Annotated in this window: 15 protein-coding genes; 3 read left to right on the plus strand and 12 right to left on the minus strand. The window is 68.1% G+C overall.

The features are described 5' to 3' along the window. Nucleotides 1-4: 4 nt before the first annotated feature. From accD to purM, 12 genes are all read right to left on the minus strand, one after another. On the minus strand, nucleotides 5-865 hold the full coding sequence (gene accD / locus V7E00_RS07010) for an acetyl-CoA carboxylase, carboxyltransferase subunit beta (RefSeq protein WP_333571924.1): 861 nt from the start codon (nucleotides 863-865) through the stop codon (nucleotides 5-7). Next, nucleotides 862-1,674, minus strand: a complete 813-nt coding sequence (gene trpA / locus V7E00_RS07015; protein ID WP_333571925.1) for a tryptophan synthase subunit alpha — start codon at nucleotides 1,672-1,674, stop codon at nucleotides 862-864. Before trpA ends, accD begins: the two co-directional genes overlap by 4 nt. Continuing rightward, on the minus strand, nucleotides 1,671-2,900 hold the full coding sequence (trpB, locus tag V7E00_RS07020) for a tryptophan synthase subunit beta (RefSeq protein ID WP_333571926.1): 1,230 nt from the start codon (nucleotides 2,898-2,900) through the stop codon (nucleotides 1,671-1,673). The genes trpA and trpB overlap by 4 nt, the downstream gene beginning before the upstream one ends. After that, nucleotides 2,897-3,535, minus strand: a complete 639-nt coding sequence (locus V7E00_RS07025; RefSeq protein ID WP_333571927.1) for a phosphoribosylanthranilate isomerase — start codon at nucleotides 3,533-3,535, stop codon at nucleotides 2,897-2,899. Before V7E00_RS07025 ends, trpB begins: the two co-directional genes overlap by 4 nt. A 16-nt stretch (nucleotides 3,536-3,551) precedes the next feature. Then, the gene (locus V7E00_RS07030) at nucleotides 3,552-4,058 is read right to left on the minus strand and encodes a GNAT family N-acetyltransferase (protein ID WP_333571928.1); all 507 of its coding nucleotides are present in this window, start codon (nucleotides 4,056-4,058) and stop codon (nucleotides 3,552-3,554) included. 52 nt (nucleotides 4,059-4,110) lie between these two features. After that, nucleotides 4,111-4,785, minus strand: coding sequence for an orotidine-5'-phosphate decarboxylase (pyrF, locus tag V7E00_RS07035; RefSeq protein ID WP_333571929.1), 675 nt, complete (start codon nucleotides 4,783-4,785; stop codon nucleotides 4,111-4,113). After that, nucleotides 4,782-5,105: a LapA family protein gene (locus tag V7E00_RS07040; protein WP_333571930.1), complete on the minus strand. Its 324-nt coding sequence runs from the start codon at nucleotides 5,103-5,105 to the stop codon at nucleotides 4,782-4,784. Before V7E00_RS07040 ends, pyrF begins: the two co-directional genes overlap by 4 nt. A gap of 64 nt (nucleotides 5,106-5,169) precedes the next feature. Continuing rightward, nucleotides 5,170-7,446: a patatin-like protein gene (locus V7E00_RS07045; protein ID WP_333571931.1), complete on the minus strand. Its 2,277-nt coding sequence runs from the start codon at nucleotides 7,444-7,446 to the stop codon at nucleotides 5,170-5,172. Beyond that, entirely contained in the window at nucleotides 7,446-8,138 is a 693-nt protein-coding gene (locus V7E00_RS07050; RefSeq protein WP_333571932.1) for an endonuclease/exonuclease/phosphatase family protein, read from the minus strand. The genes V7E00_RS07045 and V7E00_RS07050 overlap by 1 nt, the downstream gene beginning before the upstream one ends. Nucleotides 8,139-8,179: 41 nt before the next feature. Continuing rightward, nucleotides 8,180-8,377, minus strand: coding sequence for a hypothetical protein (locus V7E00_RS07055; RefSeq protein WP_333571933.1), 198 nt, complete (start codon nucleotides 8,375-8,377; stop codon nucleotides 8,180-8,182). Between the two features lie 69 nt (nucleotides 8,378-8,446). Next, nucleotides 8,447-9,043, minus strand: coding sequence for a phosphoribosylglycinamide formyltransferase (gene purN / locus V7E00_RS07060; RefSeq protein ID WP_333571934.1), 597 nt, complete (start codon nucleotides 9,041-9,043; stop codon nucleotides 8,447-8,449). Next, a complete protein-coding gene (purM, locus tag V7E00_RS07065) occupies nucleotides 9,036-10,142 on the minus strand; it encodes a phosphoribosylformylglycinamidine cyclo-ligase (protein WP_333571935.1) in 1,107 nt (368 codons plus the stop codon). Before purM ends, purN begins: the two co-directional genes overlap by 8 nt. A gap of 64 nt (nucleotides 10,143-10,206) precedes the next feature. Here purM and V7E00_RS07070 point away from each other — a divergent pair, with 64 nt between their 5' ends. From V7E00_RS07070 to V7E00_RS07080, 3 genes are read left to right on the plus strand one after another with little or no spacing between them, the layout of a single operon-like run. Then, complete coding sequence (locus V7E00_RS07070) at nucleotides 10,207-11,448, plus strand: heavy-metal-associated domain-containing protein (protein ID WP_333571936.1); 1,242 nt, start codon at nucleotides 10,207-10,209, stop codon at nucleotides 11,446-11,448. After that, on the plus strand, nucleotides 11,445-12,059 hold the full coding sequence (locus tag V7E00_RS07075; protein ID WP_333571937.1) for a chromosomal replication initiator DnaA: 615 nt from the start codon (nucleotides 11,445-11,447) through the stop codon (nucleotides 12,057-12,059). Before V7E00_RS07070 ends, V7E00_RS07075 begins: the two co-directional genes overlap by 4 nt. Beyond that, the gene (locus V7E00_RS07080; protein ID WP_333571938.1) at nucleotides 12,056-14,224 is read left to right on the plus strand and encodes an RNA degradosome polyphosphate kinase; all 2,169 of its coding nucleotides are present in this window, start codon (nucleotides 12,056-12,058) and stop codon (nucleotides 14,222-14,224) included. Before V7E00_RS07075 ends, V7E00_RS07080 begins: the two co-directional genes overlap by 4 nt. The last annotated feature ends 4 nt before the right edge of the window (nucleotides 14,225-14,228 follow it).

Here is a 14,228-nt window from a genome sequence, read left to right on the forward strand (position 1 = left end):
GGGATTACGCCGCCGCGCGCGCCTCGCACAGCAGGCCGATCAGCTGGCCCAGCGTGTCGCGCAGCTCCTTGCGGTGCGTGACCATGTCGACGAGGCCGTGATCGCGATAATATTCGCTGGTCTGGAAATCGTCGGGCAGCTTCTCGCGGATCGTGTTCTCGATCACGCGGCGGCCGGTGAAGGCGAGGGTGGCACCCGGCTCGGCGATCTGGACGTCGCCCAGCATGGCATAGGCTGCCATCACGCCGCCCGAGGTCGGGTCGGTCAGCACCACGATATAGGGCAGGCCCGCATCGTGCAGCATCTCGATCGCCACGGTGGTGCGCGGCATCTGCATCAGGCTGAGAATGCCTTCCTGCATGCGCGCGCCGCCTGAAGCGGTGAACACGATGTACGGCGCACGCGCCGCAATCGCTTGCTCGACGCCGGCGATGAACGCCTCGCCCACAGCCTGGCCCATCGATCCGCCCATGAAGGCGAAATCCTGCACGCCGATCACGGCCTTGTGGCCGTGGATCGTACCGCTGGCGTTCTGGAAGGCGTCCTGCTCGCCGGTGCTCGCCCGCGCCGCCTTGATCCGCGCCGTATAGGGCTTGGAATCGCGGAACTTCAGCGGGTCCTCGGCGACCTTGGGGCTCGGCAGCAGCTTGAAGGCGCCGTCGTCGAACAATTGCTCGAAGCGCTTCGTCGCGCCGATCCGGTCATGATAGTCGCAGTGCGGACAAACATTCTGATTGTCCTCGAACTCCTTCATGAACACCATCTGCCCGCATCCCTTGCACTTGTGCCAGAGATTGTCCGGGCTCTCTTCGCCCCGGGTGGTAACATAGGCGAGCGCGTTACGAACGCGCGAAATCCAGCTCATGCGACTTCCTTGCGTGCGGCGACCAGCGCCGTCTTCAGCGTATCGATATAGGCACGGACGGGCTCTGCCGCATCCGCGCCGTGGCGCCCGACCAGCTCGACGATCGCGGAGCCGACGACCACGCCGTCCGCGACGCGGCCGATGGCGGCGGCCTGTTCGGGGGTGCGGACGCCGAAGCCCACCGCGATCGGCAGGTCGGTGGCTGCCTTGAGGCGTGCGACTGCGGCTTCGATCGACGCCGTGGCGGCCTGCTGCAGGCCGGTGATCCCGGCGACCGAGACGTAGTAGAGGAACCCCGACGCGCCCTCCAGCACCGCCGGCAGCCGCGCCGCGTCGGTGGTCGGGGTGGCGAGGCGGACATTGCCGATGCCGGCGGCGCGGAGCGCTTCGCCGAGGCTGTCGTCTTCCTCTGCGGGAATGTCGACGCAGATCACGCCGTCCACGCCTGCATCGCGCGCGGCGGTCGCGAACCATTCCGGCCCGCGGCGCGTCATCGGGTTGGCATAGCCCATCAGCACCAGCGGCACGTCGGGGTGACGCGCGCGGAACGCGGTGGCGATGGCGAGCACGTCGGCAGTGGTGGTGCCGGCGGCTAGGCTGCGCAGGTTCGCCGCCTGGATCGCGGGGCCATCGGCCATCGGATCGGTGAACGGCATGCCGAGCTCGATCACGTCGGCGCCGCCCGCGACGAGCGCGTCGAGGATCGCCGCGGTGGCGTTCGGCGCGGGATCGCCGGCGGTGACGAAGGTCACCAGTGCGGCGCGGCCCTGTTCGGCGGCGCGGGCAAAGGCATTGGCGAGCCGGGTCACATCTGCACTCCCAGCGCCTCGGCCACCGTGAAGATGTCCTTGTCCCCGCGGCCGCACAAATTGGCGAGGATCACCTTGTCGCGCGGCATCGTGCGGGCGACCTTAGCCACCGCGGCGATCGCGTGGCTTGGTTCGAGCGCCGGGATGATGCCCTCGGTGCGGCAGAGCAGCTGGAAGGCATCCAGCGCCTCCGTGTCCGTCACCGAGGTATAGTCGACGCGGCCGATGTCGCGCAGCCAGGCATGCTCGGGGCCGATGCCCGGATAGTCGAGACCGGCCGAGATCGAGTGCGCCTCGGTGATCTGGCCGTCCTCGTCCTGCAGCAGATAGGTGCGGTTGCCGTGGAGGATGCCCGGCGATCCGCCGGCGAGGCTGGCGGCGTGGCGCTTCTCCAGCCCTTCGCCCGCCGCCTCTACGCCCAGCATCTGGACGTCGGCATCGTCGAGGAACGGGTGGAACAGGCCGATCGCGTTCGACCCGCCGCCGATCGCGGCGACCAGCAGGTCGGGCAGCTTGCCGGTACGCTTGAGCATCTGCTCGCGCGCCTCGCGGCCGATCACCGACTGGAAATCGCGGACCAGCTCCGGATAGGGGTGCGGACCGGCGGCGGTGCCGATGATGTAGAAGGTGTCCTCCACATTGGCGACCCAGTCGCGCAGGCCTTCGTTCATCGCATCCTTGAGCGTCGCCGCGCCGCTGGTCACCGGCACCACCTCGGCACCGAGCAGCTTCATGCGGAACACGTTGGGCTGCTGCCGCGCCACATCGGTTGCGCCCATGTAGATCACGCAAGGCAGGCCGAAGCGCGCGCAGACGGTGGCGGTGGCCACGCCGTGCTGGCCAGCGCCGGTCTCGGCGATGATCCGCGTCTTGCCCATGCGACGGGCGAGCAGGATCTGGCCGATGCAATTGTTGATCTTGTGCGCGCCGGTGTGGTTGAGCTCGTCGCGCTTGAACCAGATCTCGGCGCCCATGCCCTCGGGCGCGTTCTCGCGCAGGGCGTCGGTCAGCCGCTCGGCGTAATAGAGCGGGCTGGGGCGGCCGACATAATGTTCGAGCAGGTCGTCGAACTCGGCCTGGAAGGCGGGATCGGCCTTGGCGGCGGTGTATTCGCGCTCCAGGTCGAGAACCAGCGGCATCAGCGTCTCGGCGACGAAGCGCCCGCCGAACTGGCCGAAATGCCCGCGGTCGTCGGGCTGGGCGCGGAAGGAGTTTGGTGCGTTCATGATCGGCCCACGGCTTTAAGGAAAGCGGCGATCTTGTCCACATCCTTGATGCCCGGTGCCGTCTCAATGCCCGAAGAGACATCCACCAGCGTAGCCCCGGTCACCCGCACGGCCTCGCCGACATTGCCTGCGTCCAGCCCGCCGGAGAGGGTCCAGGGCAGGGGATGCGCGAAGCCGTCGAGCAGACCCCAGTCGAAACGCAAGCCGGTGCCGCCGGGTACCTTCGCACCTTCCGGCGCCTTGGCATCATAGAGCAGGCGGTCGGCGGCGCCGCGGAACCCGGCAGCGGGCACAAGGTCGGCGCGGGTCTTCACCGCAAGCGCCACCCAGGTCTCGCGGCTCGTTCGCGCCTTTACTGCGGCGGCGCGTTCGGGGGTCACCTTGTGGAGCTGGATCACGTTCAGCCGTCCCGCAGCAATGGCGGCGTCGAGCATGCCGTCATCGGGATCGACGAACACGCCGACACGCGCAACCTGCTCCGGCACGCGCGCGGCCAGCCCTTGCGCCTTCTCGAACGACAGATGGCGCGGGCTGGGCGGGAAGAAGACGAAGCCGATATGGCTCGCCCCGCCGGCGATGGCGGCATCGAGGGTCTCGGGGGTGGACAGGCCACAGATTTTCGCGGTTGCGGGCATGGGCGCCCTGTAGGCGCTAGACCAGCGGCTTGGCCAGCACCGTCATGAACAGGGGCGGATCGAGCGGGATCGGAAAATCGCGGCGCTCGCCCGTCTCTGCATAGCCGCGACGGACATAGTAATCGATCAGCTTGCGGCGCTCTTCGATCACCGTCATCTCGATCCGCGTACAGCCGAACACGCTGCGCGCATGAACCTCGGCGGCCGCGATCAGCTGGCGGCCGAGGCCGGCGGCCTGACGAAGCGGATCGATGCAGAGCAGGCCCAGATAGGCGATGCCGCCGCCGCGATCGGCGACATTGACGCAGCCGATCGCCACGTCGCCTTCCCAGGCGCTCAGCAGCACCTGCGTCGGGTCCTCGACGATCGCGGTCAAGGTTTCCAGATCGGTGCGCGGCCCCTCGATCAGATCGGCCTCATGTGTCCAGCCCTGGCGCGCGGTCTCGCCGCGATAGGCGCGTTCGATGACGGGATGGAGCGCGGGCAGGTCCGCACGGTTGGCAGGGCGAATGGCGAGAGGCATGAGAATTCCGGAAGCGTTTCCCGTCGTTTGAACGAGAAACGCTAATGCCGTGTCAAAGCGTCGCTGCGATTGCGCGGGCAGCCTGGTCGGGATCGCTCGCCTGGGTGATCGGGCGGCCGATCACGAGGATCGAGGCACCCGCGTCCACCGCGCTGCGCGGCGTCACCACGCGCTTCTGGTCGCCGACATGGGCGTCGGCGGGGCGCACGCCGGGAATGACGAAGAAGCCGTCCTTCCATGCCGCATGCGCCGCCTTCACCTCTTCGCCGGAGCAGACGATGCCGTCCACGCCCGCCGAGCGGGCCAGTTCGGCGAGCCGCATCACCTGCTCGTGCGGATCGGGCCTCAGGCCGATCGAGGTCATGTCGTCGCCGTCGAGGCTGGTCAGCATCGTTACCGCGACGACCTTGGTGCCCTCGGGCGCCGCTGCCTTCGCGTCTTCCAGCATCGCCCGGCCGCCGGCGGCATGGACAGTGAGGATCGCCGGGTTGAGGGGCCGCAGCGCCTGGATTGCCTTGGCGACCGTGTTGGGGATGTCGTGGAACTTGAGGTCGAGGAAGATCGGCACCCCGATCTCCGCCATCTCGTGCACCCCGTGGCGGCCGTTCGCCATGAAGAATTCGAGGCCAAGCTTGATCCCGCCGACATGGTGCCGGACCTTCTGGGCAAGCGCCTTGGCCTTTTCCAGCTCCGGCGTGTCGAGCGCGACATAGATCCGGCTGCTCATGCGTGCGGCTCCTCGATCGCGGGCGTTTCCGTCACCGGCTCGAAACGCGGTGCCGGCGTGGCCGGAATGGCGCGCAGGTCGGCCAGTGCCCGCTCAAGCCCCGCGAAGCGCTGGCGCATCCGCCAGCGCAGCGTCTGATAGGCAACCAGCATCGGCAGGAAGCCCGCGAGGAACACGACAATCAGCAAAAGCGGCAGGCTGATATCGGCGACGAGGCCGCCCCAAAGCTGGATGCTCACGCGCTGCTCGCCATTGTAGATCACGAACCCGGCGATCACGCCGCCGAGCAGGAGCCACAACAGCACCTTCAGAAACCGCATTCCGCTCCCTTCCTGACAAACCCTGAGCGGCCTTCTAGGCCCGAGCAGGCCCGCTTGCCAAGGCTCAGCCGATTTCGCTGCGTAACTCGGCGATCAGGCCCGGGATCGCATGGAGGCTGGGCTCCTCTTCGTCGAGGATCGCAAGGAAGGCCCGGCGCTTGAGCGCGGCAACATGCCCCGCGTCCGGCCGGCCCTCCGGATCGAGCGTGGAGAGGACGATGTCGATCAGCCGGTCCGCGCCGTTCAAGCGGCCCCAGAGATAGTCGTTCTCGCGGTACGCACGGCTGAAGAACGCGCCGAAATTGTTGAACTGGTTCCCCTTCAGCATCGCTGCGACGCCGCCGGTGCGGATCGCCCTGGCATCCTCCGGCGAGATGCGGTCGACGCGGATCGGATCGAATTCGTCCATCCCCTCGCCCTGGAGCAGGGGCAGCGTCGCGATGTCGAAGAAAGGAAAGCCGAGATAGGCGAGCAGCATCGGCCGCCGAAGCTCCTTCGACAGCGCGCTGAACCCGGCCGAGAGCACCTCGTCGGTCTGGCGATCGAGCGTGCGCAACTGCATCCGTTCCGCAAGGACGTCGAGCAGGGTGCCGCGATCTTCGCCCGCCCGATCCCGCATGTCGGCAAAGGTGTCCGAGCGCTTGAGCTCGAGATAGGCGGCGAGCGCGCCGTAGATCGCGTCCCGCATCGGCCGCATCGCGCCGCGCGGAGCCGAATGCTCCAGTTCCGCAAGACGCCGTGCGAGCAGGCGCAGGCGGCGAATGCGGAAACCAAGGTCATGGCCGCGCAGGAAATCGAGCGCCTCGGGCGACGCGCCGCCGGGCAGCGCGGCTCCGAAGCGGTCGGCGCCCCTGGCGCGGACGGTATCCCGCAACTGGCGCGCCAGTGTGCGGAGCCGCTGGCCATCCTGCTGGCCGCTCAGCGACTGGAGCAGCCTTGCGGTCCGGTCGATCGCGGCATCGACCTTGAGCAGGGCATAGGCGGTATGGCCATAGCCGGCCTTGGCGGCCGCGGCGACCTGGGCGCGCTTGCGCCAGGCCGCGAGGCGCTTGGGCGTGGGGTAATCCAGCCACAGCGTATAGCCAAACAGCGACTCGACCTGTGCCTCCACCTCCGCCCGGATTTCGGTGACGATGGCGAGCATGCGCTCGATGCGATCCGAACGATCGGCGATAACGTCGAGATTGTCTCGGATGGGCTGCTTGCGCGGCAACTCCGAAAGGGCCCCGATGATCGTGGAGAAGAAGCCGGGGCGCTCCTGCCGCGGACCGTAGAAGTCGAAGCGCATGTCCGGCGTGGGATCGAGGAACACGAACCGCCGATCGACCTGGCGGCGGGCAGGGCGCTCTCGCAGCGCCGCCATGGCCGGGCCGAAAGGCGCGTTGGCGAGTACCGACCCGTCGATCAGCACGGCCTTTTCCGCGCGGCTTTCCGCCCATTGCTCGGGCAGCGCGCGCTGGAGAAAGGCATCCCGCCCGGGCCAGGTTTCGCCGCGGTCTGCCAGCACCGTGTCGAGCTCTTCCACCATCAGCGGCGGGAAGGCGCCCGGGAAGCTGGACGTCGCCCGCGCGGCGAAGGCGAGGGCGGCGGGGTGTGCGACGCCGGTCCCCCGGCCATGATCGCTGAAGCCGAAGACCAGGCGATGTTCGGTCTCCGTCACCTCCGGCGGGGTGTTGAGCCGCAGGGTTTCCGCATGACCCCGGAAATCGGTGGCGGTGACGAACAGGTCGAGCGGCTGGCCATCGGGCAGCAGCCGGCGCTCGGCAGGTCCCTTCGCCATCGCGTCAAACGCATTCATCAGCGTATGGAGCAGTTGCGCGCCACCGAAGGGCGGTTCGAACCAGCGCGAGCGGACGAAGCGTTCCAGCTTCTCCCGCACTTCCGCGCGGGCGCCGGCTTCCACCGTCTCGTCGATGGTCTGCGAACGGTTCGAGACCATCCAGGCGATCGGCTTGGCCCAGACCTTGGCGAAGCGATGCGACGGGCCCTGGCTGGGCGCGAGCAGCGCGTCGACATCGGCATAGTCCAGCCACATCGCGGTCAGCGGATCCAGCGACTGCCCGGTGGCGATCGCCTGGGCGAGGAACACGGCGTTGATCCCGCCGGCGCTGGCGCCCGAGAGGATATCGACCAGCACCCGCAGGCTGAGCCCGCTGCGCTCGCGAATCTCCTCGAGCAGGTCGCGATAGACGCTGTGGAGCGGCGTGCCTTCGCGCTCCGCGCAACTGGCGCGGGCGAGATGCCATACCTCCTTGGTGATGCCGTGCATGTAGACCGCCAGGCTGATCCCGCCATAGCAGACCAGCGCCAGCCGCAGTTCCTTTTCCTGCCCTTCCTGCATCAGCGGTGCCGCACCTCCGCCCAGACCGGCAGGTGATCGGAAGCCGTCCGCGCCGCCAGACTTACATGGACCCCGGCGTCACCGAACGCCAGATCGGGCGAGGCCATGATCCGGTCCAGTCGCGCCATCGGGCGGCGGGCATGGAAGCTCTTGCCGGTAGGGGCGAAGGCGAAATGCTGGGCAAAATCGCGCAGGCAGCCACGCTCCGCGCTCCACTCGTTGAGGTCGCCCATCATCACTGTCGGCATCGGCGGTAGATCGGCGAGCTGCGTGAGGATCGCATGCGCCTGCCGCCGCCGCCACAGGCCGGACAGATCAAGGTGCATGCCGAGGACGCGGAGCGGCTGCCCCTGGATGCGAAGGTCTGCCATCACCGCGCCGCGCGGCTCGAGCGTGGGCAAATGGAGTGCCGCGCAACCGAGGATCTCGGCGTCCTTGCGGACCAGCAGGGCGTTGCCGTGCCAACCCATCGAGCGGGCGCGCATTCCGAAATGCACCGGCTTCCATGGGCTGTGTTCGGCGAGCATGTGCTGCGCAAGCACGGCCTCGCGCGCGCCGAAGCGGCGATCGGCTTCTTGCAGCGCGATCACATCGGCGTCGACCTCGAGCAGTACCTCGAGCGTCCTCTCCGGTCGGCGTCGTCGGTCGGTGCCGATCGACTTCCGCATGTTATAGCTGGCGACCTTGATCATCCGCGCCCCTTATCGGCGCGGGCAGTATGACAGCACAAGTCTCAATAACCCGTTTCGCCCCGCTCGCGCTGCCCTGCTGCGGCTTCCGCCGCGGCGAGCAGGCTGCGGCCGGTGGCCTCCGCGGCCTCCGGAGTCATTGCCACCGCGACGCCGTTCGGGCCGTCCAGCAGCACGAGGCCGAGCTCGGCGGTGGCAATTCCGCCTTCTTCCTCCGGCGTCAGCGCCGCGTTGTTGGCCATATCCGAGGCTTCCCGTTCTGGAGTAAGGACCGGGAAGAACGCGGCATTGCAGCCAAATATCCGCGGATTTCAGCCGCGAAGCCAGGCGGCAAGGGTTTTGGGATAGAGCTTGTGCTCCTCAGCGAGCACGCGCGCCGCGAGCGTGTCGGCCGTGTCCCCCGGCAGGATCGTCACGCGCGCCTGGCCGAGCACCTCGCCGCCATCCAGCTCTTCGGTAACGATGTGCACCGACGCACCGGCCTCGGCGTCGCCGGCCTCGATCGCGCGGGCATGCGTATCGAGGCCCTTGTACTTGGGCAGCAGCGAGGGGTGGATATTGACGATCCGCCCCCGCCAGCGCGCGACGAAATCGTCCGACAGCAACCGCATGTAGCCGGCAAGCGCGATCGCCTCCACGCCCGCTTCACGCAGGGCCGCATCGATCTTCGCCTCATACTCGGCCTTGGGCATGCCCTTGGGCGATTGGGCAAAGGTCGCCACGCCGCGCTCGGCAGCCCAGGCCAGCCCGGCGGCTTCCGGCTTGTCGCTGGCGACGAGAGCCACGGTATAGGGGCAGTCCGGCGCTGCGGCGGCCGCGACCAGCGAAGCCATGTTCGAACCACGGCCCGAGATCAGGATGCCGAGTCGTTTCTTGGGACTGGAAGCGCCGCCCGACGGCTCACCCATGGTGCGTGGCGCTCCACGGCGCCCGGGCGCTCCAGGTCTCGTCGCCGCCGACCACGGTGCAGCCGCGCTCGCCGGCTTCGATCGTGCCGATGGTGAACACCGTCTCGCGCGCGCCGGTCAGTGCTGCCGTCACGGCCTCCGCCTGCTCGGCCGCGACCACGGCGACCATGCCGATGCCGCAGTTGAAGGTGCGCGCCATCTCTTCGGGTTCGATATTCCCCTGCGCCTGCAGGAACGCCATCAGCCGCGGCAGCGGCCAGGCATCGGCATTGATCCGGGCATGGGTGCCCTCGGGCAGCACGCGGGGGACATTCTCCAGCAGGCCGCCGCCGGTGATGTGCGCGAGGCCATGGATCGTGCCCTTGCGCAGCTCCGGCAGCAGGCTGGCGACGTAGATCCGAGTCGGCGCCATCAGCGTGTCGATCAGCAGCCGCTCCTGATCGAACAGCGCCGGGCGGTCGAGCTTCCAGCCCTTGTCCGCCGCGAGTCGCCGCACCAGCGAGAAGCCATTCGAATGCACGCCGTTCGAGGCGAGACCAAGCAGCACGTCGCCGGCGGCGATCTTCTTGCCGTCGAGCAGCCGGTCGCGCTCGACCGCGCCGACGCAGAAGCCGGCGAGGTCGTAGTCGCCATCGGCATACATGCCCGGCATCTCGGCGGTCTCGCCGCCGATCAGTGCGCAGCCGGCTTGGCGGCACCCTTCGGCGATGGAGGCGATGACGCGCTCCGCAACGGCGTTGTCGAGCTTGCCGCTGGCATAATAGTCGAGGAAAAACAGCGGTTCGGCGCCCTGGACGATCAGATCGTTGGCGCACATCGCGACCAGGTCGATGCCGACGCCGTCATGGTGGTTGTGCTCGATCGCCAGCTTCAGCTTGGTGCCGACGCCGTCGTTTGCCGCCACGAGCAGCGGATCGGTGAAGCCTGCGGCCTTCAGGTCGAAGATGCCGCCGAAGCCGCCCAGATCGGCATCTGCGCCCGGGCGCCGGGTGGAACGGGCAAGCGGGCCGATCGCGCGCACCAGCGCATTGCCCGCCGCAATCGAAACGCCCGCCTGGGCATAGGTGTAAGGGCCGTCGCCCGCCTTGGTCTCGCTCATGGGAGAGCGGTCTAGCCAGAACGCGCTTGGATTTCCACGCCCGGTTCGCCAAAAGGGCGCCCGCATGCAGTTTCGCCGTCCCAAAACCGTCCTTGGCGCCCTTTCGGCGCTCGCGCTCGCCGGTGCGGGCATCATGGCGGCACGCGGGCAGGGCGGGGCGCCCGCCGCACCTGCGGGCGTCGCGGGCAGTTTCGAAGTGAGCGGGGTGAAGGTCGACGTCTCCGGCAAGAGCGCCGACATCGCTCGCCAGGGCGGCTGGCGCATCGCCCAGCGCAAGGGCTGGTCGATGCTGTCGCAGCAGCTCACGGGCAAGCCGGGCTCCCTCTCCGATTCGGCACTTGATGCGATCGTCACCGGCATCGTCGTCGAGCGCGAGCAGATCGGGCCCAATCGCTATATCGCCAGCCTTGGCGTGCAGTTCGATCGCGCCAAGGCGGGCTCGATCCTCGGCGTGTCGATCGCGGTGACCCATTCGCCGCCGATGCTGCTGGTGCCGCTCCAATATTCGGGCGGCGTCGGCCAGGTGTTCGAGCGCGACACCGCCTGGGCCCGCGCCTGGAACCGCCTCCGTGCCGCCGGCAGCACCATCGACTATGTCCGCCTGCGCGGCACAGGCGCCGACCGGCTGCTGGTCAATGGCGGCCAGACGCTGCGCCGTGGCCGCAACTGGTGGCGGACGATCCTCGACCAATATGGCGCCGTCGACATGCTCGTCGCGGAGGTCCAGCTGCGCCGCGACTATCCAGGCGGCCCGATCGTCGGCGTGTTCTCGGCGACGCACGGGCCGGACAAGGATCCGATCACCAGTTTCGCGCTGCGGATCGACAATGGCGATGCGATCGACGCGCTGTTCGACACCGCCGTCACCCGGATCGACAAGGCCTATCAGTCGGCGCTGACCGACGGCCGGCTGCATACCGATGCGGTGCTTGCGGCGCGTCCGCCCGTCGCGCAGCCAGCGCCGGTGGAAGCGGAGGAAGTCGCCACGCCGACGCCCATGCCAAGCGCGGAGGCCAGCGGCGTCGCTGCCGGCACGTCGCTGTCGGTCCAGGTCGACACGCCCAATGCCGCCGCGGTGAATGCATCCGAGAGCGCCGTCCGCGGCGTGCCTGGTGTCCGCAGCGCCACCACCACCAGCCTGGCGCTGGGCGGCATCTCCGTGATTCGCGTCAGCTATGAAGGGCCGCAAGCTGCGCTCCGGGCTGCGCTGGAAGCGCGCGGGTGGAACGTGCAGGAAGGACCGGGCGTGCTCCGCATCCGCCGCGGTGCCGCACCCCAAGCCTCGCCGACCCCCAAGGCCCAATGAGCCAGCTCCGCCTGCCGCTGGGGCTGCCCGAGGCGAGCGAGACGGACTTCCTGGTCAGCGACTCGAACGCCCGCGCCGTCCACCAGCTCGAACACTGGGCCACCTGGCCGGTGATGGCCGCGCTGCTGATCGGCCCCCGGAAATCGGGGCGCAGCCTGCTCGCGCGGATCTTCGCAGCCAAGAATGGCGCGACGATCATCGACGATGCGGAGCGCGCCGACGAGGCCGACATCTTCCACGCCTGGAACCGCGCGCAGGGCGAGCGCCGCCCGCTGCTGATCGTTGCCGATGCCGCGCCGCCGCTCTGGGAGGTGACGCTGCCCGATCTGCGCTCGCGCCTTGCCGCCTCGCCGCTGCTGGAGATCGGCCCGCCGGACGATGCGCTGATCCCGCTGCTGCTGGAACGCGCTTTCACCCGGCACCTGCTCCATGCGACGCCGGCGGTGATCGCCTGGATCGCCAGGCGGATCGAGCGCAGCCACGTCGCCATTCTGCGCGTCGCCGACGTGCTGGAGATGGAAACGGACGGCCGTTTGTCGATCCCCCTGGTCAAGTCTACACTTCAGGCTGCAAGCCTTTTGACGCATTCCGACGATAGCGAGAGCGAATGACCGAATCCGCCGCACCTGCGACCATCGCCCCCGCCGATCCCACCGAAGCGCGCTACTTCAATCGCGAACTCTCCTGGCTGGCCTTCAACCGCCGTGTGATGGAGGAAGCCTGCAACCCCGCGCATCCGCTGCTGGAACGGCTGCGCTTCCTGTCCATCTCGGGAAGCAATTTCGACGAATTCTTCATGGTGCGCGTGGCAGGCCTGATGGGCCAGCAACTCCAGAACATCGACACGCGCTCGGCCGACGGCCTCACCCCCGCCCAGCAGCTGGAGGCGATCTCCGCGGAAGCTGCGACGCTCGCCGACGAGCAACAGGCAGTGTGGGTCGACATCCGGGCTGAACTCGCGCTGGCCAATATCTTCGTGCTGGAGGCCGATGCGATCACGGGCGAGACCGAGGAATGGCTCGCCAACCATTTCCGCGAGCAGATCTTCCCGATCCTGACGCCCCAGGCGCTCGATCCGGCGCACCCGTTCCCGTTCATCCCAAACCAGGGATCGAGCGTGATCTTCAACCTGCTGCGCACCTCGGACCGCGAACCGATCCAGGAACTGGTGATGCTGCCGACCACGCTCAAGCGCTTCGTCCGCTTGCCGGGCAGCCCTGCGCGCTACGTCGCGATCGAGACGCTGATCAAGCATTTCTGGGGGCTGCTGTTCCCCGGCTACGAGTTCCTCGCCGCCGCCACCTTCCGGGTGCTGCGCGACAGCGACATCGAAATCGAGGAAGAGGCCGAGGATCTGGTCCTCACCTTCCGCTCGGCGATCAAGCGCCGCCGTCGCGGCCGTGTGATCCGCCTCGAGATGGAAGAGGGCATCGCCCCCGATCTCGAAGCGGTGCTGAAGGAGGAACTGGGCGGCAGCGACGCGCTGCTGACCGAGACCGGCGGCTTCCTCGGCGTCGGCGACCTGTCGATGCTGGTCGATGAGGATCGGCCCGACCTCAAGTTCACCCCCTTTTCCGCGCGCTTTCCCGAGCGGATCCGCGAGTATGGCGGCGACTGTTTTGCCGCGATCCGCGCCAAGGACATCATCGTCCACCACCCGTACGAAACGTTCGACGTGGTGCTCAGCTTCCTCCAGCAGGCGGCGGCTGATCCAGACGTCGTGGCGATCAAGCAGACGCTCTACCGCGCCGGCAAGCAGCCGGCCGTGATCAACGCGCTGATCGCGGCGGCCGAGGCGGGCAAGTCGGTGACTGCGGTGGTGGAGCTGAAGGCGCGCTTCGACGAGGAGCAGAACCTCTATTGGGCGACCGCGCTGGAACGCGCAGGCGTCCAGGTCGTCTACGGCTTTATCGACTGGAAGACGCACGCCAAGGTCTCGATGGTCGTGCGCCGCGAGGGCGATCGCTACCGCACCTACTGCCATTTCGGCACGGGCAATTACCACCCGATCACTGCGCGCATCTACACGGATCTAAGCTTCTTTACCGCCGATCCGCGCATCGGCCGCGATGCGGCGCAGATCTTCAATTACGTGACCGGCTATGTGGAGCCGCAGCATCTGGAGCTGCTCCGCATTTCCCCGCGCAACTTGCGGAACCGGCTGGAGAGCCTGATCGAGGAAGAAATCGCCCATGTCCGCGCGGGCCGGCCGGGCATGATCTGGGCGAAGATGAATTCGCTGGTCGATCCTGCGATCATCGAGAAGCTGTACCAGGCCAGCACGGCCGGCGTGCAGATCGAGCTGGTCGTGCGCGGCATCTGCTGCCTGCGTCCCGGCGTCGCAGGGATGAGCGAGAACATTCGGGTCAAGTCGATCGTCGGCCGGTTCCTGGAGCACAGCCGCATCTGGGCGTTCGGCAGCGGCAAGGCGCTGCCCAATGATGGCGCCCAGGTCTATATCTCCTCGGCGGACTGGATGCAGCGCAACTTCGATCGCCGTGTCGAGTTCATGTTGCCGATCCTGAACAAGACCGTGCACGATCAGGTGCTCGATCAGGTGATGGTCGCCAACCTGCTCGACAATGAACAGAGCTGGCTGCTTGCGCCCGACGGCCATTATGACCGGATCGTCCCGGGCGAAGACGGGGAATTCAACCTGCACCGCTATTTCATGACCAACCCTTCGCTTTCGGGCCGCGGCGCCGCCGTGGAGGCGCGCAAGCCCGTGCCCAAGCTGTCGCCGCGCAAGCGCCGTCTCGCGACGAAGGGTGGTTGAGCGC

The sequence above is a fragment of the Sphingomonas sp. genome, assembly GCF_036731925.1.
Classification (GTDB): Bacteria; Pseudomonadota; Alphaproteobacteria; order Sphingomonadales; family Sphingomonadaceae; genus Sphingomonas.

Bases quoted from the DNA above. Each gene is read 5' to 3' on its own strand.
- accD (WP_333571924.1), bottom strand. From the start codon at position 865: ATGAGCTGGATTTCGCGCGTTCGTAACGCGCTCGCCTATGTTACCACC.
- trpB (WP_333571926.1), bottom strand. From the start codon at position 2,900: ATGAACGCACCAAACTCCTTCCGCGCCCAGCCCGACGACCGCGGGCAT.
- V7E00_RS07025 (WP_333571927.1), bottom strand. From the start codon at position 3,535: ATGCCCGCAACCGCGAAAATCTGTGGCCTGTCCACCCCCGAGACCCTC.
- V7E00_RS07030 (WP_333571928.1), bottom strand. From the start codon at position 4,058: ATGCCTCTCGCCATTCGCCCTGCCAACCGTGCGGACCTGCCCGCGCTC.
- pyrF (WP_333571929.1), bottom strand. From the start codon at position 4,785: ATGAGCAGCCGGATCTATGTCGCGCTCGACACGCCGGAGCTGGAAAAG.
- V7E00_RS07040 (WP_333571930.1), bottom strand. From the start codon at position 5,105: ATGCGGTTTCTGAAGGTGCTGTTGTGGCTCCTGCTCGGCGGCGTGATC.
- V7E00_RS07045 (WP_333571931.1), bottom strand. From the start codon at position 7,446: ATGCAGGAAGGGCAGGAAAAGGAACTGCGGCTGGCGCTGGTCTGCTAT.
- V7E00_RS07050 (WP_333571932.1), bottom strand. From the start codon at position 8,138: ATGATCAAGGTCGCCAGCTATAACATGCGGAAGTCGATCGGCACCGAC.
- V7E00_RS07055 (WP_333571933.1), bottom strand. From the start codon at position 8,377: ATGGCCAACAACGCGGCGCTGACGCCGGAGGAAGAAGGCGGAATTGCC.
- purN (WP_333571934.1), bottom strand. From the start codon at position 9,043: ATGGGTGAGCCGTCGGGCGGCGCTTCCAGTCCCAAGAAACGACTCGGC.
- purM (WP_333571935.1), bottom strand. From the start codon at position 10,142: ATGAGCGAGACCAAGGCGGGCGACGGCCCTTACACCTATGCCCAGGCG.
- V7E00_RS07070 (WP_333571936.1), top strand. From the start codon at position 10,207: ATGCAGTTTCGCCGTCCCAAAACCGTCCTTGGCGCCCTTTCGGCGCTC.
- V7E00_RS07075 (WP_333571937.1), top strand. From the start codon at position 11,445: ATGAGCCAGCTCCGCCTGCCGCTGGGGCTGCCCGAGGCGAGCGAGACG.
- V7E00_RS07080 (WP_333571938.1), top strand. From the start codon at position 12,056: ATGACCGAATCCGCCGCACCTGCGACCATCGCCCCCGCCGATCCCACC.